Raw genomic sequence first — 19,003 nt, 5'->3', positions numbered from 1 at the left:
CTGGATTTTCAATTACTATTTGACTAAAAGGGATGGGCAAATGGTTCAGGTTGTTCAAGGAAAAGATATTACCCTAGCCCAATTGATTGATGAATTTGGGCTAGAACTAGCACAGGACAAAGAATTTTTCCTAGAGTGGCAGCAGGATTTACCAGATTTAAGTGATTCTGAGAAAGAATTACTCGATGAAGTGAAAGCAGAATATTCGCATTTATCGAAATATGCGATTTTAGAACCTGTCGTCAAAATGGTGGTTTTATCTCCATTATTACGGCTAGCAGGCTTTTATCGACCACCTTTTTACATTGCTTCCGAATATGAGGTGGAAATTTCTTCTGAGGATGAAGGCACAATTGTCAGGGGACGTATTGATATTTTGGTTTTTCATCCGCCATTTTGGGTGCTAGTAATTGAAGCCAAAAGAGCGCAATATTCTTTAGAAGTAGCCATTCCTCAAGTTTTAGCATATATGTTGGGTAATCCTAATGCTGACAAACCAACATTTGGCTTTGTTACTAATGGCCGAGAATTTCAGTTTATTAAGTTAACTAAAGAAGATGTACCAAGATACGCATTATCTTACACACTGTCTCTCAACCGTGATGAAGACATTTATACTGTGACAAAAATTCTCAAACGCCTAGCTCGTTTAGTCATTTAAGATTAATCAGGCTCTTGAATAACTGGAAAAACCATGAATTGTGAATATATGGCCAGTTTTATCAAAGACCTCAAGGTTCTGAAAATTCCATAAATCAATCATTTCAGTATATTCGTAATTTAAGTATATTTTCTGACGTTGATAATAATAATTATTGCTTACCCTAAGTATAGGATTTAAACTTAGGGTAAAGATGTCACTACCAACTACTGAGCAAATAAACTACCAGTTTTTACTCCTCACCCATATGGTGTGTGCTGACGGACAAATTCACAGCGAAGAATCAAAAGCACTACAAGATTTGGGACAGCAAGCCAAAATGGGAACACGCACCCTTGAGGAGATGGAGAAAATACTCAATCAAGATAAAGATTTCATATCTCTTGAAGAGGTAGCGCGTCAAATCCCCACCAAGGAGAAAAGTGAGGCCATACGACAGATACTAGCAATTGCTTATGTTGATGGTTACTGTTCACCTTCAGAAAAGGAAATGGTTAACCATGTTGCAAAAATTTGGAATTGGTCAGATACAGAAATTACAAACTTGCTAGAAGGAGCAAAAAACTTTAGCACAGTTCAAAATATTTATAACGATATCGAAAAATACGAATTATCTGTAGGTGCGCGTCTTTTAAAGGGAGTAGATTCACTTTTATCACGCGCTCTTGTGGATAATTTAACACAAATTGTACCTAAAAGTCTTGGACATAAAGTAAAAAAACTGCGGAAAGAAATATTACTATCTGGGGCTGAATATGAAAAAGCTACTCAAAAATGTAAATCAATAGCAACTGAGGACTACAAATATACAGAAAAGTCACTTCAAAGTGCTTATACTTCTCTTAAAAATCTAGTAGAAAATATTCAACAAACTACTGAATTAATACATAAAAAAACAAGTAATAAAGGACAAGCTAATAAAGCTAAGGAAGTAGCACAACAGCTTGAAGTTACAAAAAATGCTCTCTCGGCTGAAGTTATCAAAAAACTGGAAGGAGTACGCGAATCACTCCGATCAAAACAACGTGCTTTAAATTATTTTAGTATCGCCTTTATGGGTAAAACTAAAGCTGGTAAAAGCACTCTCCATGCAATTATTACGGGTGATGGTTGGGAAGCAATTGGCGTTGGTAAACAGCGTACTACTCGTTTTAACCGCGTTTATGAATGGAAAAATATTCGGATTATTGACACTCCTGGTATTGGTGCGCCTGGAGGAGAAAGTGATGAAGAGATTGCTGCTAGAGTCATCGAAGAATCTGATGTTATCTGCTATGTAGTTACAAATGATAGTGTTCAAGAAACTGAATTTAAATTTTTAGAACTTCTAAAAGAAAAAGCAAAACCACTGATTATCTTATTAAATATTAAGAATAATCTCCGTGACCAGCGCAGATTAGATTATTTCTTGCAAGACCCAGATAAATTATTTGTTATGGATAGTAGTAGTGGTTTAGGCGGACATATTGAACGCATTCGTCGCTATGCCAAAAATCATTATGCTAATGATTACTTTGATATTATCCCTGTGATGTTATTGGCTGCACAAATGTCACAAGAACCAGAGCATCAAGACAATCAAGAGAAGCTGTTTCAAGGAAGCCATATGCAAGAGCTTCTTGATGCTATTCGAGTTTCGTTAGCCGAGCATGGAGTAATTCGGCGTTCTCAAACTTTACTTGGTTCTACTGTCAGTGCAATTGACGAACCAAACAAGTGGGTTACTGAACAGATAGAAAGTTATCAAGATTGGGTTACGCAATTGAAAGATATACATCAAAGGTTTCAGCATGAAGTACACAAAGCATCTAGGGATAATTGGGAATCTTTACAACAGCACATTAAGCTTGTATTTAAAGATGTGTTTGATATAATACAACCTTTTGCAGAAGAAAATTGGAATGCTGAACAAAGTCAGTTGAACTCAAAATTGAAAGATAAACTCAACATATTAAATGTTGAAGGAAAATTAAATATTGCTTTTAAACAATCTGAAGAAAAATTTAATAAAGAAGTGCAAAAAATACTAAGAGAAATAGGTAATGAATTGCAAAATGTAGCTAGATTAAAATTTGGGAACGTTAACTTAAATGAGCAAGACAGTATCCCCTATAAAGATATGCTACGTTTTAGCGGTAACTTATTAGGAGTATTAGGAGCATCAGCATTTTTATTTGCTGCGCCTGTTGGAATTTTTCTAGGAATTACTGGTGCTTGTTTACATTTAATTTCTAATTTCCTCAAATCTGAGGAGCAAAAACGCCGTGAAGCTGTAGAAAATATCCGTAACTCTCTAAACAATCAATTCAAAGATCAGCAACAAAAAGCTCTGAAAAATGCCGAAGAGTCTTTCAGTAAATATTCTAAGGATGTAGAAAGTAATATTAGCAATTACTTCAATGGACTAATTGAAAGTTTAGAACTAATTATCAAGCATCTAGAAAATACTCAAAATAAATTAGATGGCTGCGCTGATAATCTTAATCGTGCTTATGCCAAACGTATTGTAGATTGGTGTGCAGATAAATATGAACCGTTGACTGATGAAGGTATTCTCACAACTATTGCTCAGGTAGATAGAGATTTTGGACGAAATATCAAAATTCAAACTAAATCTGAGTTTAAGTCTAAAAGATTCCAGAAAATAATTAACCAGGTTTTACAAGAAGACATCTCTATTATCTCAGTCAAGTCTTCTGAACAAACATTTGGCAACCTACAGCATAAAACCTAAATATTAGTTAATGACACTATAGGAATCAGATTTTGAATTGTGCAAGGTTAGTAGAGAGAACTAAAGTTCTCTCTACGAGACGCTCCACCAACAGAAAAGGACTAAAGTCCTTACTACGAACTGAATCCTATTATTTTTACATTGCTTCACATCGTTTAGTTTTTTCTAGTCGTTCTACTTATGTTTTGTTGCACAGTTCTAAAAAGGGGTTAAAAATGGTTCAAAATAATATAGTCTTTAATGCTGCTGAGATTGCTAATAAATTTAGTGAAGCAAGCCTTCGGTTTGATAACATCTTAGTTGAAGCAAAGCATCCTGAACTGACGGCTATTCGTCATAAACTTCATGATGAAACCAAGAAATATCATGAAAATGGTATTATGACTGTAGCTTTTATCGGTCAATATAATGCTGGTAAATCAACAACTATCTCTGCACTAACAGGAAAGCGTGATATTAAGATTGATTCAGATATTGCAACCGATACAACTACTAACTATGACTGGAATGGTATTAAGTTAATAGATACACCAGGATTATTTACAGACCGCAAAGACCATGATGATATTACTTATGATGCAATCAATAAAGCTGACTTATTAGTTTTCAGCCTCACTTATATGCTTTTTGATTCAATCACAGTAGAAAATTTCAAAAAGCTAGCTTATGAAAAAGGCTATCGATGGAAAATGATGCTGCTCATAAATAAAATGTCTGATGAAGCTGGAGAGGAAGCACAAAAAATTGCTAATTATCGCCAAAGTTTAGCTGATGCACTCAATCCTCATAGTCTCGATGAATTTCCTGTGTGCTTTATTGATGCTAAGGATTATTGTGAAGGTATAGATCAAAAAGATGATTTCTTGATCGACATCAGCCGCTTTCCAACATTTATTGATGCTTTAAATAATTTTGTTAAAAGCCGCGCTACACTTGCCCGTTATGATACACCAGTCAGAATCGTTTTAGCGGCTTTAGACGAAGCTCAATTAAGCTTTACACGCAATTCTAACCAAGATACTGCCTTTTTAGAAATAATGGCACGTTTGTCGCGTACAGTACGTAAAGAGAGAGAACGTCTACGAATCAGATTTAATAGTATAGTTTTAGAAATGTCTTCTGCAATTTCTGAAGAGGGAATTAAGTTGGCATATGCTTTGGGTTCAATAAATCAGGAAGATTTTGAAAAACTGAATCACCAAACTGAGCTAAACGTAGAAAAACACTATACAAAGGCTACAGGAGAACTAAAAGAAATAGTCAAATCAGCAATTAAAGAGATTAGTCAAGAAGCAGAAGAAGTGTTACAAAGTAATCTTGTAAAAACTTTTATAACTTGCTTGGAAAATACTGAAAGACTGTCTGCTAAAAATGTTAATAATGATACAAATATTGAACGTCTACAAAATCAAGTAGAATCGTTGCAAAAGATTGGTGAACTCTTAGGATTTCATTGGGAGAAATTTACTGCTGGGAGGGTAGCAGCTAGTGGTCAAGGTTTTTTAAATGCCTCAAATCTAGCTGGTAGTAATCTCCATCATGTAGTTTATGGTGTAGGAAAATTTATTGGTGTAGATTTCAAGCCTTGGCAAGCTGTTGGTATTGCTAAAGACCTTGCTAATTTTACTGTGTTTCTTCCACCTGTAATAGCAGTAGCTGGTGCGGTTGCAGATTTTCATGCTATGCAACAAGAAGCCGAAAGAAAAGATAAAATGGCTGAAGCTCGTCGAGAGATTACTAGCCGTTTGATTAGTGCTGCCAAGAGTCTTGAAAATCAAATAGATAGTATATTTAGGGATGTAGATTTACAAATCTACGGAGAAATTGATAAGCAAATTGCTGCTGCACGCCAACATGAAGAAAATGCGATCGCAGTTTCTAACACTTGGGTAAGACAGCTCACTCAAATTCGTCAAGATTTTGACTCCATTCTTCGCTACATTACCCAAGTGACGGAAAATCAGGTTAGCTAATAGACCCCTACTTTGGCTGACTGCAATACTGATTGAGTCGCTTGACTAGTACATCGGAATCCTTACCCGCAGTCGTAGCTGCTTTAGTCAGTACGCTGTCAATTTCTTTTCTGGCTTTTTCTAGTTTTTCTCTACCTGATGGTGATGCTTCAGCATTTTTAGCCGTTCCCAGTGCTTGTGAAGCTTTGGCGATCGCTTGACTGAGATTTTGGAATACTCTGATAAAACCAGTTTGAATCTCTTGTAACTGGGGATCTGATAACTTTAGTTCTTGTAGAGATTGGGTAATTGCTACTAAATCTTTGGATAGTTGCAAACTTGTGACCACCTGCTGTCCTTTCTTTTGATCAATGAGAGCATTTCCCTCATTCACTACTTGAATCAGCCGATGACACTGGGTGGTTTTATCGTCCGTACAACCCGCCACAGATAATGCAATACTTAAACTAACAGAAACTATAACAGTAAATTTACGCCACACAAATATTTAAACTCCACCGCCAATAAATCAATTCAAAATTCAAAATTCAAAATTCAAAATTAGAGACAGCTACCCACAAGGGGTGTCTACCTACCTTCTCTACGAGAGGCTGCGCCAAGGGAAACAAGGATTTTTTCTCTGACGAGACGCTAACGCGTAACTTGCTTCCACAAAGTGGTGCGCCCACTAGGGGCGTTAGCGTAGCGGGACGCAAGTCCGGTTTTAAACCTAACTTTTTCCGATAAGATCAAGAGAATTTTCGCACATTATTCTTAGCTAGCAGCCAAAGATTAGATCCGTGACATATAGATGATTACTGATGAGTACAATAAGTTACTGGGGGTACATAATTTTTAACAATTTCTATTTAGCTTTACATATATTTACAAACGAAATTTCTATGGGAGCGCGATAAGGGTAAATACGTGGCTGTGATGTGGCTGATTTCCAGGAAAATAGGGATATTCCCTAAAATCTAGTTTTTCAAAGTGCCTATTACATTGTTTAAAGTTATGTAGCCTTTTACTTACGGCGTATAAGCGACTGCGGTAAACTATGCCTTGATTATGATTCTTTCACAGAAAAGAACACTGGAAAGGAGCCGTTTTTTCAATGTCTCATACCGTAAAAATCTACGATACCTGCATTGGCTGCACCCAATGTGTCCGCGCTTGCCCAACTGACGTACTAGAAATGGTTCCTTGGGACGGCTGTAAAGCTGCTCAAGTTGCCTCTTCCCCCCGTACAGAAGACTGTGTAGGCTGTAAGCGTTGCGAAACTGCTTGCCCCACCGACTTTTTGAGCATTCGGGTTTACCTGGGCGCAGAAACGACTCGCAGTATGGGTCTAGCTTACTAAAGAACTCATTGTCAGTTCTTTATGGCGTTTTCCATTCATTGTCTCGATAGCAAGCATCTTTAGCTTTAGTTCAGATGGGTGGCGATCGCCCATCTGACAAACTCAAACTAGAAATTTATTAAGTATACCTAGTAGGCACAAGGGGCAAGCAGCTCCTTTTTTTTTCGGGTGTAGGGGTGTAGGGGTGTAGAGGTTTGGGGGTTAGTGAAAAGATGACTTTATCGTTAGTCTGATAGTCATTACTCACCACTTGGTAAAAAACCTACATTTTTGATCTTCCCCCTGCACCCTGCCCCCTGCCCCCCTGCCTCTTGCCCCCCTGCCTCCCTTTCCGTACCCACGACTACTGACAACTTACCCCAGAAAATGATAAGCATGGAGTGTGTTGACTTATGACTGCTTACTTGCTGATGTTAAAAGTTTCAAAAGTTAAAAAGGTGAGTTGTCATAAGTTCGGTATTGTATTGCTGGAAGACGGCAATGTGATGATGAAGCCATGAACAAAAAGATTGAAGTCCTGCCGGATCAGTCAGCGTTGATTGCGCGATCGCTAGATTTGATCCTGACGAAGTTAGATACTGCCATCAAACAGCAAGGACGATTTACAATCGCCTTATCTGGCGGCAGCACACCGAAGCCGTTGTATGAAGCGATCGCCCAACAAAAATTACCTTGGGACAAAATCCATGTGTTTTGGGGAGATGAACGCTATGTTCCCCCAGATCACCCCGATAGTAATGAATTAATGGCGCGTCGTGCCTGGCTAGATCGGGTTGATATTCCTGCCGCCAATATTCATGCTGTACCCACCTTGGATAATAATCCAGAGCTATCTGCCACTAAATACGAACAACACCTACAGGCGTTCTTTGGCTCTGTACCAGGAGAATTTCCGTCCTTAGATGTGGTATTACTCGGTATGGGTGATGATGCTCACACGGCTTCTTTGTTTCCCCACACAGCCGCTTTAACAGTGCGCGATCGCTTAATTACAGTGGGCAACAAAGACGGCAACCCCCGCATTACCTTTACATATCCGTTCATTAACGCGGCGAGAAGCGTCATCTTCGTAGTAGCTGGAGCAAATAAAAGACCGGCTCTTGCTCAAGTATTTGCTCCCCAAGCCGATGACTCCACCTACCCATCCCGCTTAATTCAACCCCAAGGGGAACTTGTCTGGCTACTTGATGCCGCCGCAGGTGCGGAAATATCAGCTTAATTGTTGTATCACAAGTAGTTGTTAAAATCGAAAGCTAGAATTGCTGTGAAAAACAAGGGTATGAGGGTGTAAGGGTGTAAGGGTGTAAGGGTAAAAGAGTAAAAGGAAAAAGAGACTTTTTTACCAATGCCCAATGCCAAATACCCAATGCCCCATACCCAGTCCCCAACCCCCAACCCCCAACCCCCAATTTTAAGATGCTCGTGAACAAAGGCTTAAATCAATGATCGTCTGCCCTAATTGTAATCACTCAAATCCAGACGGCGCGGTACAATGTGAAGCTTGTTATACGCCGTTGCCAGCTACTAACAACTGTCCTAATTGTGGTGCAACAGTACAGTCGGATGCTGCTTTTTGCGGACAATGTGGTTTTAACCTGCATTCAGCAGCTGCACCTGCGCCTGCAACAGTTGTGGCGACAGCTGTACCTGATGTTCCTGTAGAAATTCCTCCCTTGGTCAATCCTGACCCCATGTTAGAATTACTACAACCAAATGCTTTAGGACTTGACCCAGTAGCAAATCAAAGTCCTCCAGTGGTTTCACCTCTACCACCGACAGAAATGGCTGCGCCTGTGACTCCACCACCAGTAGCACCTCCTGTTACCCCTCCCCCAGTACAGGCGGAAGTCACACCACCACCAGCACCAGTTGTAGTCCCAGAAATCCCAGAAATCCCAGAAGTCCTAGAAGTCCCAGAAATACCCGTTCCTACTGCACCCCCTGAAGCAGCAGCACCACCACCAGCCTTAGAAACACCAGCACCACCACCTGTTGTTACTCCACCTCCAGTTACACCAGCACCACAACCTGTAGTTGCTCCTCCTTCTCCTGCCAGAACCCAATTACAGCAAATCACAGCTAGATTAGTTCATGTTCAAAGTGATAGAGAAATTGAATTACCACCTAGTCTATCTGTGATTCATATTGGTAAACCCAATGACCGGATTCCCCCAGATATAGATGTTTCAGGATTTTCTAATTCTGAAATCGTCTCCCGTGTTCATGCAGATATTCGAGTCGAGGGAGACGCTCACTATATAGAAGATGTCGGTAGTTCTAACGGTACTTACATTAATAACTTACCCTTGCTACCAGGGAATAGACACCGCCTCAGACCAGGCGATCGCATCAGTCTGGGCAAAGGCGATTTGGTAACATTCCTGTTTAAACTCGTTTAATGAAGGGTATAGGGGTGTAGGGGTGAAAATATAGCCCTGAAACCCCTATAACCTTATATTCGTCCAAAATATTAATAGTTACCGATTCAAAATTAATATGAGCGAACCAGGGAGAAATTTTGATAAATTATTTACCGATGAAGCTCCGCCAGTTGTGGAACGAATGGGGTTGAGTTGGTTAGTAGGGGCAGCGATCGCTACAGCCATTCTTTGGCAAATCCCCGGCGGAGATTATATTTTATACCCCTTTACTATATTAGCTACGTGGTTTCACGAAATGGGTCACGGTCTAATGGCCTTATTGTTGGGTGGTCAGTTTCAAAAACTCCAGATTTTCAGTAATGGTTCTGGTGTAGCGACTTATGCTTTGAGGTCATCATTAGGGCCGATTGGGCCGTTCTTAGTCGCCGCCGCCGGGCCGATGGGGCCACCACTAGCTGGAGCAGGTTTAATATTAGCTTCGCGTAGTTTTAAAGTTACCTCCTTGAGTTTGAAAATTCTGGGAGGTTTTTTACTAGTTTCTACATTAATTTGGGTACGTTCCTGGTTTGGATTTGTGGCAATTCCCTTACTAGGCTTAATGATTTTAGGCATTGGCCTCAAAACTTCCCAATGGGTGCAAGGTTTTGCTATCCAATTTTTAGGCGTACAAGCCTGTGTAAGTACATATCACCAATTAAATTATTTATTTAGTCAAAATGCTGGCCCTTTGGGATTGTCTGACACAGCCCAAATGCAAAAATATTTGTTATTACCTTATTGGTTCTGGGGTGGATTAATGGCGATCGCCTCGGTTATCATTCTGTTCCAAAGTCTCCGCATTACGTATGCAAAATAGGGACTGGGGAAAGGAGGCTGGGGGGCAGGGGAGCAGGGAGAAATGGGGAAATTTTTTCCTCCTTGCCCCCTGCCCCCTGCACCAATTCCTCTTCCATGCCCAATGCCCAAATATGCCACTTATCAAAAGCCGTTGCATAATTATGTAGAAGTAGGCAACCTCTAACTTGGGAAAATTGTCTTACCTTGAGTTATGGACATCATTAGTCCAGAGCTACATACAGACTCTTGTGATCAAATAATCAACATGAAATTTCAACTGTTTTTCGGCTCTTTGTTATCCCAGCTTAAAATACGTCATTGGTGGTTAGGTGTTTTATTGTGGATGGCTTTAGTCGCACCAGCTCAAGCTTCTGTAATTTTGCGCGTAGCGATTGAGAGGGGAGTCAATCAAACCAAGGTTGGCAGTTCCACAACGGCGATTGTTAAAGATAGTAGTGGGCGGACTTTGGGACAATTGCCTGCAATGAGTGCCTTTTACGCACAAGCTATACCTGGAGGTGTGGCGTTAGATAAATGGCAATCTGGTTTATTTTGGATTGAACCATCAGGGAAAGGATTTGTCTATATTGGCGATCGCTGGTATCGCGGTAGAACTTTAGTTGTCCCCACCGAAAAAGGCATAGATGTTGTTAACTGGGTGGATTTAGAAGAATATCTTTACAGTGTGATTGGCGGGGAAATGAGTTCTAGCTGGCCACAAGAAGCCCTCAAAGCCCAAGCGATCGCAGCTCGTACTTACGCCCTCTACAAACGAGAACAACAGCGTAAAAACCCCGTTTATGATTTAGGAGATAGTCCTGATCGCTGGCAAATATATAAAGGCGTAAGCAGCGAATCTCCTGCCACCTATAGCGCAGTTGATGGCACAGCTGGACAAGTCTTAACTTATAAAAATAATCTGATTCTCTCAGTATTTCACGCCTGTTCGGGAGGACACACCGAAAACGTAGAAGATGTTTGGGGAAATCCTCTGCCTTATCTGCGGGCAGTGGAAGACTACGATCAAAATATTAAAGAATGCAACTGGCAACAAACATTTTCACCTGCGGAAATTAGCTCCAGAATTTCTGGGGTTGGTAATGTCCAGCAGATAATTCCCGAAGAGTTGTCACCCTATAGGAGCGTCAAAGCTCTAAAAATCGTCGGAGATAGAGGTACAAAGGTACTGCGCGGCGAAGAAGTCCGTACAGCCCTCAGACTCAGAAGCACTCGCTTCAACGTCAACAAAGCAGCAGATGGTAGTTTTGTACTCCAAGGCTTAGGTTTTGGTCACGGTTTAGGTATGAGCCAATGGGGAGCCTATAATTTAGCCTTACGTGGTGCTAACCACCTGCAAATATTAGGACATTATTATCGCGGCGTTTCCCTCACACCGATTAAAGCGAAGTAATGGGGCATTGGGCATTGAAGAGGAATTGGTGCAGGGTGCAGGGGGCAAGCGGGAGAAAAATTTCCCTCTTTCTCCCTGCCCCCTGCCCCCCTGTCTTCTTTTTGTCTCCCCAATCCCCAATCCCTAGTCCCTACTCCCCAGTCCCCAATCTCCTCTGCACTTCTTGTTCTAATAAGTCAGTTTCGCTGGTGTAGACTAAATTTTCATTAGTAATGACTGTTTCGGTGGCAAATTGACGAGCGTAGGCGATTTTTTGCTGTAAATCGGTGTTGGGAGCTTCTAATATTCTGGCTCTAGCGATGCGATCGCTGTTACGACTGGCAATTTTGCGATTGCGTCCTTGTAGCCAAAAATAACGAATCAAAGGTATAGCTAAAAAACCAATCCCATACACTAATAAAATCCAGTAAATACCTTGGACAAAAGCAACCAGTCCACCTACCTGAGCCGCCACTGTACCATCTCTTAACAAACTACCTAATATCAACGCACCCACCAGATTAACTACACCTAAACCACCACTGAGCGTAATTTGTCCAGAATCGGCTGCACTAAATCGCCAAGGCAATTCTTCTAAATAAGGTGAGATAAATTCTTGTCGTTGATTACTGGCTTTTACCTGTAATTCTGGGAAATAATAGACAATTTGTCCTTCAGGACTGACTTTTGGTTGCCCATTAAATTTTAACAGCACAGGCAACATATAATCCTCATATTCCTGTTGATAACTGGCACCCAAATTATCTAAATAAGGGGAAATTTGTTCTGCTGTGACGGCTCCTTGATTACTGCGAATCACTGCGGCTATTTCTTGCCAACGGCGTTCTTCTAAACGCGCATTGGGATTACCATCACCAAACAAAAAGGAGAATACAGCCTCGAAAAAATTCATTTGGCCTTTTTGTTGCCTATTACGCCGTCTTTGTTCAGGATAAGTTTCATAACTAGGATTAAAATACCAGAACAAATCAGGAATATAGAAAAATCCCCAACTACCACTAGAGTTATTGTTACGGTTGTCATTATCATTACTGGAATTCATAGCAGTAATGATTAAAATAATTGTGATAGTAATTAAAGCAATAGAAGCAATGAGAAAAGCCCCAAAGGAAATTCTAATTAAGTAAAATATGACTTTCCATACTTTCTGCCACCATTCCTGCAAGCGTAACTGAAAATATTTATTGCGTAAAATATCGCGAAAATTACGGGGAAATAAGTAAACAATATCACCAGTTTCTGCTACCTGCAAATGTCCACCTGCATCGGTAGCTAAAGCTAATAAACCTTGATTTGCTTCTGCTAAATTCAATCCAGCCTGAGTAGCCACATCACCAACAGTGACACGGTAGCCCAGTTTTTCCACAGCCTGCATAACATTGGGATTAGGAGTCACGTCGCTTCGCTCCAAATTCAAAATTCAAAATTCAAAATTAATTACCCCATAAAATAAATTCGGGGCTTGAACTTAAACCTGATTTACCTTTCTTCTAGTATAAAGTTTGGGCATGGGGGATTGGGGACTGGGTACTGGGAAGAGGAGACAAGGTAGACAAGGTAGGAGAGGAGAAAAACTGTCCCCTGTTCTCTAATGACTAATGACTAATGACTATTGACTATTGACTATTGACTAATAACTATTGACCCGTCTTATGGTAAGATTCATCTCTTAGGCTTAGTTCATCAGTAAATTTTCTGTTGGGAATATGGTTCAGTACACTCTCGCCCAAAGCCCAGAAATTATCCTCACTGTTGCAGGTAAAGATTCAGCTAAAGCTCGTGATAAAGCAATGGATCAGTTACTGGAACTGATGAACGCTGGCAAGTTGCCTACAGAATTAGAGGAAGGATTTGGCCCACAACAATTAATAGAAGTAAAAGAGCCGACGGCTGAGTCTAGTAGCGGTGAAGATGCGATTACTCAAGCTGTACAGGTTCTCAGTAATCTGGCTACACTGAAGCTGAAAGTTCAGGAATCTCGTGCTGAAGCGTTGGAAATTCGTAAAGCTGTTGATGTGCTGTTTTCTGATGAGTCGGTGACGGAAGAAGAGATTACCCGGCTCAAGGAAGGTTTTAAGGTTCTCAAGAATTTTGCTCAAGCCAATTTACGGTATCAAGAAGCACGCAATAAAGCAGAACACGCTAGACAGGTTTTAGATCAGGCTTTAGAGTCACCTGGTGAAACGTCTCATTGAGGGGACTGGGGACAAAAAGAAGGCAGGGGGGCAGGGTGCAGGGAGAAAAGGGGAAATTTTTCTCCCCCATGCCCCCTGCACCCTGCACCAATTCCTCTTCTATTCCCCAGTCCCTAATTCAATGCTCGACTTTTGGCGAATAGTTTTGGTGAGACAGATGAGCGTAAATTTAGCGTAAACACGCTTGTCAGCATTGACACACCATGCCAGAAGTCAATCAAAATCAACATCGTAGTCATTTGGGTGCGGGTTGGTCTTTTCCACTTAGGGTTAATGTCCAAGGGGGTTTGCAACTCAGTGCCAAGGAACGCAACATTGAAGAGTCGATTATGCTCATTCTGCGTACTGATTTGGGTGAGAGGGTTTATCGACCTAATTTTGGTTCACGGTTGTCTGAGTTGACCTTTGCACCGATGAATACTCAAACTTTATTACTGCTGCGCCTGCACGTCCAAGAAGCGTTGGAAATGTGGGAACCGCGCATTGTTTTAGATGGTGTTTTTACTGAACCTGATCCTTTACGGGGTCGGGTCAATATTCATATTCAGTATCATCCAAAAGATACTCATGATGCTCGTAGTTTAGTTTTTCCTTTCTATCTGAATGGGGTTAATAGTCAATAGTCATTAGTCATTAGTTATTAACACTTCTTCTTCCTTATCTCCCCTGCCCCCTGCCCCCCTGCCCTCTACCTCCCCAATCCCCAGTCCCTTTTAAAACCAGGTTATATTATCGTGGAATTTGATTTTTTACCGAAGTTACCTAAGTCAAATCTGGACGATCGCACGTTTAAAGATTTGGTTGATGAGTGTGTTTTAAGGATTCCTCGCTATTGTCCAGAGTGGACTAACTATAACCCTAGTGATCCAGGAATCACGCTGATTGAGTTATTTGCTTGGTTGACTGACCAAATGCTGTTGCGCTTCAACGAAGTACCGAAGCGCAATTATATTACTTTTTTAGAGTTGCTGGGGGTACGGTTGCAAGCACCTGCTCCTGCTATGGCAGATATTACTTTTTATTTGAGTGCGGCTTTACCTAATAGGTATACAATTCCGGCTGGTGTGGAGGTGGCGACGGTTCGCACGGAAACTGAGGAGGCGATCGCTTTCACTACAGATCGGTCTTTAATTATTGATAAACCTTTAATTCGCCATTTTCTCTCTGCCCAGACGACGGAAACTATACCCTCGATTTTACGCGATCGCTTTACTAATATTTGGGCGCAAACTCCTGATGAAAACTGGTACGGTAGGGAATTGGCTTTTTTTGATGAACAACCCCAGCCTGGTAATAGTTTTTATATCGTGATTGATGGTAGTTGTCAGTGTGAGGGGAATGTTTTAGCACTGCAATTTAAGGGAGAAGCCGCCACTAGTACAGGGATTAATCCTGATGCACCGCCACGACGTTGGGAAGCTTGGAACGGGATTGAGTGGGTATCAGTTTTACTCCAAGAATCTGATGATAGTACCAAGGGTTTTAGTTTTAGTGAGTTGGCGGCTCAAGGTGCTAATCCCCTGCAAGGTGCAGATGTGGTGTTACATTTACCCCAATCTTGGCCTGTAACTACTTTTACTGCTTTCCAAGGGCGTTGGTTGCGTTGCGTTTACACGACTCCTCAAGCCAATCAGCCGGGGTTTAGTTCATCTCCCCGCATTGTGGGTTTATCGGCGCGCGCCATTGGTGGGACTGTGGGAGCTAGTCAAAGTGAGTTGATTTATGATGAAATTCTAGGGGAAAGTGACGGTACACCGGGACAAACGTTTCAATTACAGCAATTTCCGGTGTTAAATCGTCGGGAAGGTGAACATATAGAAATATTACCTCCAGGCAGTTTATCTTCGCAGATATGGTATGAGGTCAGCGATTTTGCTAATTCTAGTTCTCAGGATAGACACTACACCATTGATTCCCGCACAGGTTTAGTACAGTTTGGCCCTTTAATTCGTGAACCAGCCCAAATTCAGCAGCAGACGGAATGGAGGCGGGTATTAGGGAATGGAGAATGGGGAATGGGGACAATTAATTCCCCTTCTCTATTACCCAATACACAAGAATTAGAACGACAATATGGGGCTGTACCGCCACGGGGTGCGGTGATTCGGATGGTGGCTTATCGCACGGGGGGAGGACGTAAGGGAAATGTGCAACGGGGGACAATTACTGTCGCTAAGACGGCTGTACCTTATGTAGCCCGTGTGACTAATCATGCACCGGCGCGGAATGGTGCAGATGCGGAATCTTTGGAAGATGCGGTGATTCGTGTGCCGGCGATGCTGCGAACACGCGATCGCGCTGTTACTCCTGAAGATTTTGAAGTTTTGACGCTGCAAGCTGGTGCGGGTGCAGTGGCGCGGGTGCGTTGTTTACCACCCAATGCGACGAAAGAAGCGGGGACAGTCCGGTTATTGGTTGTACCGGCGGCGAATACTGACGCAATTAACCGTGCGGAAGGGATTGAACCAGAATTATTTAATCTGACTCCCCAACTCCGCAATCAGATATTAGCTTATTTAGATGAACGGCGATTATTAGGTGTGCAAGTCAAACTACAAGCACCAGAATATGTGGGTGTTGCAGTGCAAACGGAAGTCGCCTTAGAGCCAGAATACAATCATCCCTCAGCCCAACAAGAAATTTTAGGAAAATTACGCATCGCCCTTTATCGCTTCCTCAACCCCATTACAGGCGGACATGATGGTCAAGGTTGGCCGTTTGGTCGTCCGGTATATCCTTCCGATATTGTGACTCTATTCCAGAAATTCCCGGCTGTGCGTTATTTGGGAGTCGTACAACTATTTGAAATCCGCTACATCAGGGATCATTGGGAGCGATCGCAACCCCAAAACCCCGTAATTGATCCTGGAAATCTAGGATTAATTTGTTCTTGGCAAAATACTGCTTTGCGTTCTGGTCATGTAGTGAATTTAATTCAATAACAGTAGAAGGCAAAAGGAAATGGTGTCTTTAAGTTTACAGTTAACTCCCATGCAACAACCAGATGCGCTGCAACCGTCAACAGCAGCAGCATCTCAAAATACTTCTTTAGTACCGTTTAATTTAGCGACGAATACCAACCTTTCAGGTTGTGATGTCGTTGTTTATCCTAGAGAACCTAGTGAAATATTGTTGCAGTTGGAAAATTTAGGCGATCGCAGTCTCAATTTAAGGGTACAAATTGAAGGGAATTTTCCTAGTGAATGGTGTTCTATTCACACAGAACCCGATAAACAAGGGCCTTTCGTCTTTGATCCGAAAGCACAGATGAGTGTGGTGCTTTGTTTCAACGTTCCAGAGGATTTTTTTGAAAAACAAGCGGCGATTACACCTAATCATCCTTTGATGTTAGATTTTCACTGCCGTATTCATGTTTACTATACAGAACAAGGTACTAATAGACAATTTGTGGAAACTGGGGCGTTAAATTTGTATGTACGTCCTCGGAGTTTATACCTAAAATTTATACCTGCACTTTATCGAGAAGTAGACTTTATTGGTCGCTTCTTGAAAATTTTTGAGCAGGCTTTTGAACCCACAGTGCAAACCTTGGATGTGCTTTGGTCATACTTAGACCCGATGACAGCACCCCAGGCTTTATTACCTTTTTTGGCGCATTGGGTAGCCTGGCCAATTGACCAACGCTGGAGTTTAGCAAGACAACGCTTTTTAATTCGTTCGGCTGTAGAACTATATCGTTGGCGTGGAACAAAGCGGGGTTTGAGACTTTATTTACATCTTTATACAGATTTACCTTTAGATGATCATCTGGTTTCAGAAACTGATAAACATATTTGTATTGAGGAAATTCGCGGTGAAGGTTTTGTATTAGGTAACACTCGCATTGGTCAAGATGCAATGATTGGCGGTGGTCGTCCTTATCACTTTATCGTCCGTCTTCGTCCCCAACGTCCCAACCAAATCGACGAACAATTAGTTCGTCACATCATCGAACAAGAAAAACCAGCTTTTTGTACTTATGAGTTGTGCGTAGAACAGTCAATAGTCAATAGTCAATAGTCATTAGTCATTAGTCATTAGTTATTAGTCATTAGGTAAAAGATTTTACCTTGTCTACCTTATCTCCCCTGCCCCCTGCCCCCTGCCCCCTGCCCTCTACCTCCCCAGTCCCCACCTATGGAAGAACTCAAACCGCTAGAACGATTACAGGTACAAGATGGTTTATTGATCAATGCGGAAAAATGGCAGCGATCGCACAATTATCACCGTCAAAGGCAAAATATTCACTATCAGTCTCTTAATCAGCCGGGAATTGTCTATGGTTTGGGTGTGTGTCTGATTCCTGTCCCACAAGGGATTTCTTCACAATATAACGATGGTCGATGGTTGCAAATTCAACCAGGATTAGCAATTGATATTCACGGTAATCCGATTATTGTCCCTCAAGCCATCGATTTTCACGTTTCGGCTGATATTACAGAAGATAAACCTCGTCTGATTTATCTGGTGGTGAGTTATGTAGATCCCGATGATTTACAACGTCAAAAAGTCGCTGAATTTGAACCTGAATCTTTTCGGATTGAAGAAAAAACTACGCCACCTAATGCTTTAGAGGTGGAATTGTGTCGGATTGTGTTGCAGCCAGGATTAATCCCTTTAAAAAATCCCCAAGATGTATTTTACCCAGATTTGAATAGTTTAGATTTGCGTTATCGTCCCATAGCGCGATCGCGTCATAGTGCTGTTGTGCGGGTAGCTTATTTACAACCGAATACACCAGAAGTTAGTGATCATTTTGCTAATCTCTGTTATTTACTCAAAGCTAGTGAACATCTCACCCAAACTATCCAAGGATCTGGAAGTGTTGATCGCATACCATTGCATCTACAACATATTGATCAGGCAGTATTTTATGATTTGTTATTTACCACGGGTAATCAACCACTATCTTTAGATACCCAAGAATTAACTAATCTCAAAAGCTATTTAGATGCTGGCGGCGTGTTGTTAGTTGAATCACCAACTGATGCTATAGACAGATTAGACAGTGTAGTTGATATTGCCGACAAATTTAATACGCCTTTGGAAGATTTACGTAAACTAGACCGCAATCATCCCATGCGGACAAACCCGTTTTTATTCGCGGCTTTACCAGTAATTAATCAAAAGCCTATTCAAATCTTAATTGCAGGTGGCATCGTTTTAGTCATAGGTGATTTATCAGAGGCTTGGGGAATAGATGAAAAACTTACTTTACCGCGAGAAACTATTCGCACTGCTCAAGAATTAGGAATTAATATCTTACATTTTGCTTGGTCAAGAAAGCAAATGACTCAATTACAAAAACAATTTATTTCTCCCCCATCTAATACACCATCTACACCCACTAAACCCAATGCTTTACAAAACGTTTTCAACAAACTAGAAGAATAAATAAATTCACAATTCAAACTAGAAAAATATACCTGAAATATAACAATTGAAAAAAACAACCTATGTTAAACGATGTAA

General features: G+C 41.2%; 15 protein-coding genes. 13 read left to right on the top strand and 2 right to left on the bottom strand.

The genetic code is table 11. The features are described 5' to 3' along the window. Positions 1-40 precede the first annotated feature (40 nt). The 3 genes from CLI64_RS27260 (at position 41) to CLI64_RS27250 (ending at position 5,368) form a co-directional block, all read left to right on the top strand. Complete coding sequence (locus CLI64_RS27260) at positions 41-661, top strand: type I restriction enzyme HsdR N-terminal domain-containing protein (protein ID WP_103140139.1); 621 nt, start codon at positions 41-43, stop codon at positions 659-661. A 193-nt stretch (positions 662-854) separates the two neighbouring features. Continuing rightward, complete coding sequence (locus CLI64_RS27255) at positions 855-3,395, top strand: GTPase (protein ID WP_103140138.1); 2,541 nt, start codon at positions 855-857, stop codon at positions 3,393-3,395. A gap of 215 nt (positions 3,396-3,610) precedes the next feature. Further along, the gene (locus tag CLI64_RS27250) at positions 3,611-5,368 is read left to right on the top strand and encodes a GTPase (protein WP_103140137.1); all 1,758 of its coding nucleotides are present in this window, start codon (positions 3,611-3,613) and stop codon (positions 5,366-5,368) included. 7 nt (positions 5,369-5,375) lie between these two features. On the opposite strand, the gene CLI64_RS27245 is transcribed toward CLI64_RS27250, so the two are convergent. Next, complete coding sequence (locus tag CLI64_RS27245; RefSeq protein WP_103140136.1) at positions 5,376-5,855, bottom strand: hypothetical protein; 480 nt, start codon at positions 5,853-5,855, stop codon at positions 5,376-5,378. Between the two features lie 606 nt (positions 5,856-6,461). Here CLI64_RS27245 and psaC point away from each other — a divergent pair. The 5 genes from psaC (at position 6,462) to CLI64_RS27215 (ending at position 11,336) form a co-directional block, all read left to right on the top strand. Continuing rightward, positions 6,462-6,707, top strand: coding sequence for a photosystem I iron-sulfur center protein PsaC (gene psaC, locus CLI64_RS27240; RefSeq protein WP_010997613.1), 246 nt, complete (start codon positions 6,462-6,464; stop codon positions 6,705-6,707). Positions 6,708-7,203: 496 nt separating this feature from the next. Next, positions 7,204-7,926 (top strand): 6-phosphogluconolactonase, encoded by a 723-nt coding sequence (pgl, locus tag CLI64_RS27230; protein WP_103140135.1) that lies wholly within the window; start codon positions 7,204-7,206, stop codon positions 7,924-7,926. A 223-nt stretch (positions 7,927-8,149) separates the two neighbouring features. Beyond that, positions 8,150-9,106: an FHA domain-containing protein gene (locus CLI64_RS27225; protein WP_103140134.1), complete on the top strand. Its 957-nt coding sequence runs from the start codon at positions 8,150-8,152 to the stop codon at positions 9,104-9,106. Between the two features lie 97 nt (positions 9,107-9,203). Beyond that, entirely contained in the window at positions 9,204-9,944 is a 741-nt protein-coding gene (locus CLI64_RS27220) for a M50 family metallopeptidase (RefSeq protein ID WP_103140133.1), read from the top strand. 246 nt (positions 9,945-10,190) lie between these two features. Next, the gene (locus CLI64_RS27215; RefSeq protein WP_103140903.1) at positions 10,191-11,336 is read left to right on the top strand and encodes a SpoIID/LytB domain-containing protein; all 1,146 of its coding nucleotides are present in this window, start codon (positions 10,191-10,193) and stop codon (positions 11,334-11,336) included. A gap of 130 nt (positions 11,337-11,466) precedes the next feature. Here the strand turns inward: CLI64_RS27215 and CLI64_RS27210 are convergent, their stop codons facing one another. Next, positions 11,467-12,732, bottom strand: coding sequence for a hypothetical protein (locus tag CLI64_RS27210; protein WP_103140132.1), 1,266 nt, complete (start codon positions 12,730-12,732; stop codon positions 11,467-11,469). A 310-nt stretch (positions 12,733-13,042) separates the two neighbouring features. Between CLI64_RS27210 and CLI64_RS27205 the strand changes: the two genes are divergently transcribed. The 5 genes from CLI64_RS27205 (at position 13,043) to CLI64_RS27185 (ending at position 18,925) form a co-directional block, all read left to right on the top strand. Next, positions 13,043-13,531 (top strand): hypothetical protein, encoded by a 489-nt coding sequence (locus CLI64_RS27205; protein ID WP_103140131.1) that lies wholly within the window; start codon positions 13,043-13,045, stop codon positions 13,529-13,531. 203 nt (positions 13,532-13,734) lie between these two features. Then, positions 13,735-14,154 carry a GPW/gp25 family protein gene (locus tag CLI64_RS27200; RefSeq protein WP_103140130.1) on the top strand — a complete coding sequence of 140 codons (420 nt, stop codon included), beginning with the start codon at positions 13,735-13,737 and terminating at the stop codon, positions 14,152-14,154. Positions 14,155-14,265: 111 nt separating this feature from the next. Next, positions 14,266-16,473 (top strand): putative baseplate assembly protein, encoded by a 2,208-nt coding sequence (locus CLI64_RS27195; RefSeq protein WP_103140129.1) that lies wholly within the window; start codon positions 14,266-14,268, stop codon positions 16,471-16,473. 19 nt (positions 16,474-16,492) lie between these two features. After that, positions 16,493-17,551 (top strand): phage tail protein, encoded by a 1,059-nt coding sequence (locus tag CLI64_RS27190; RefSeq protein ID WP_103140128.1) that lies wholly within the window; start codon positions 16,493-16,495, stop codon positions 17,549-17,551. Positions 17,552-17,668: 117 nt separating this feature from the next. Beyond that, a complete protein-coding gene (locus tag CLI64_RS27185; RefSeq protein ID WP_103140127.1) occupies positions 17,669-18,925 on the top strand; it encodes a DUF4159 domain-containing protein in 1,257 nt (418 codons plus the stop codon). Positions 18,926-19,003: the final 78 nt, after the last annotated feature.

The organism is Nostoc sp. CENA543 (assembly GCF_002896875.1).
Lineage (GTDB): Bacteria > Cyanobacteriota > Cyanobacteriia > Cyanobacteriales > Nostocaceae > Trichormus.
Note: the sequence above shows the minus strand (reverse complement) of the source record. Positions and strands in the feature narration are given on the sequence as shown.

Excerpts from the sequence above, each read along its gene's own strand:
- CLI64_RS27260 (WP_103140139.1), top strand. The coding sequence starts at position 41 with ATGGTTCAGGTTGTTCAAGGAAAAGATATTACCCTAGCCCAATTGATT.
- CLI64_RS27255 (WP_103140138.1), top strand. The coding sequence starts at position 855 with ATGTCACTACCAACTACTGAGCAAATAAACTACCAGTTTTTACTCCTC.
- CLI64_RS27250 (WP_103140137.1), top strand. The coding sequence starts at position 3,611 with ATGGTTCAAAATAATATAGTCTTTAATGCTGCTGAGATTGCTAATAAA.
- psaC (WP_010997613.1), top strand. The coding sequence starts at position 6,462 with ATGTCTCATACCGTAAAAATCTACGATACCTGCATTGGCTGCACCCAA.
- pgl (WP_103140135.1), top strand. The coding sequence starts at position 7,204 with ATGAACAAAAAGATTGAAGTCCTGCCGGATCAGTCAGCGTTGATTGCG.
- CLI64_RS27225 (WP_103140134.1), top strand. The coding sequence starts at position 8,150 with ATGATCGTCTGCCCTAATTGTAATCACTCAAATCCAGACGGCGCGGTA.
- CLI64_RS27220 (WP_103140133.1), top strand. The coding sequence starts at position 9,204 with ATGAGCGAACCAGGGAGAAATTTTGATAAATTATTTACCGATGAAGCT.
- CLI64_RS27215 (WP_103140903.1), top strand. The coding sequence starts at position 10,191 with ATGAAATTTCAACTGTTTTTCGGCTCTTTGTTATCCCAGCTTAAAATA.
- CLI64_RS27205 (WP_103140131.1), top strand. The coding sequence starts at position 13,043 with ATGGTTCAGTACACTCTCGCCCAAAGCCCAGAAATTATCCTCACTGTT.
- CLI64_RS27200 (WP_103140130.1), top strand. The coding sequence starts at position 13,735 with ATGCCAGAAGTCAATCAAAATCAACATCGTAGTCATTTGGGTGCGGGT.
- CLI64_RS27190 (WP_103140128.1), top strand. The coding sequence starts at position 16,493 with ATGGTGTCTTTAAGTTTACAGTTAACTCCCATGCAACAACCAGATGCG.
- CLI64_RS27185 (WP_103140127.1), top strand. The coding sequence starts at position 17,669 with ATGGAAGAACTCAAACCGCTAGAACGATTACAGGTACAAGATGGTTTA.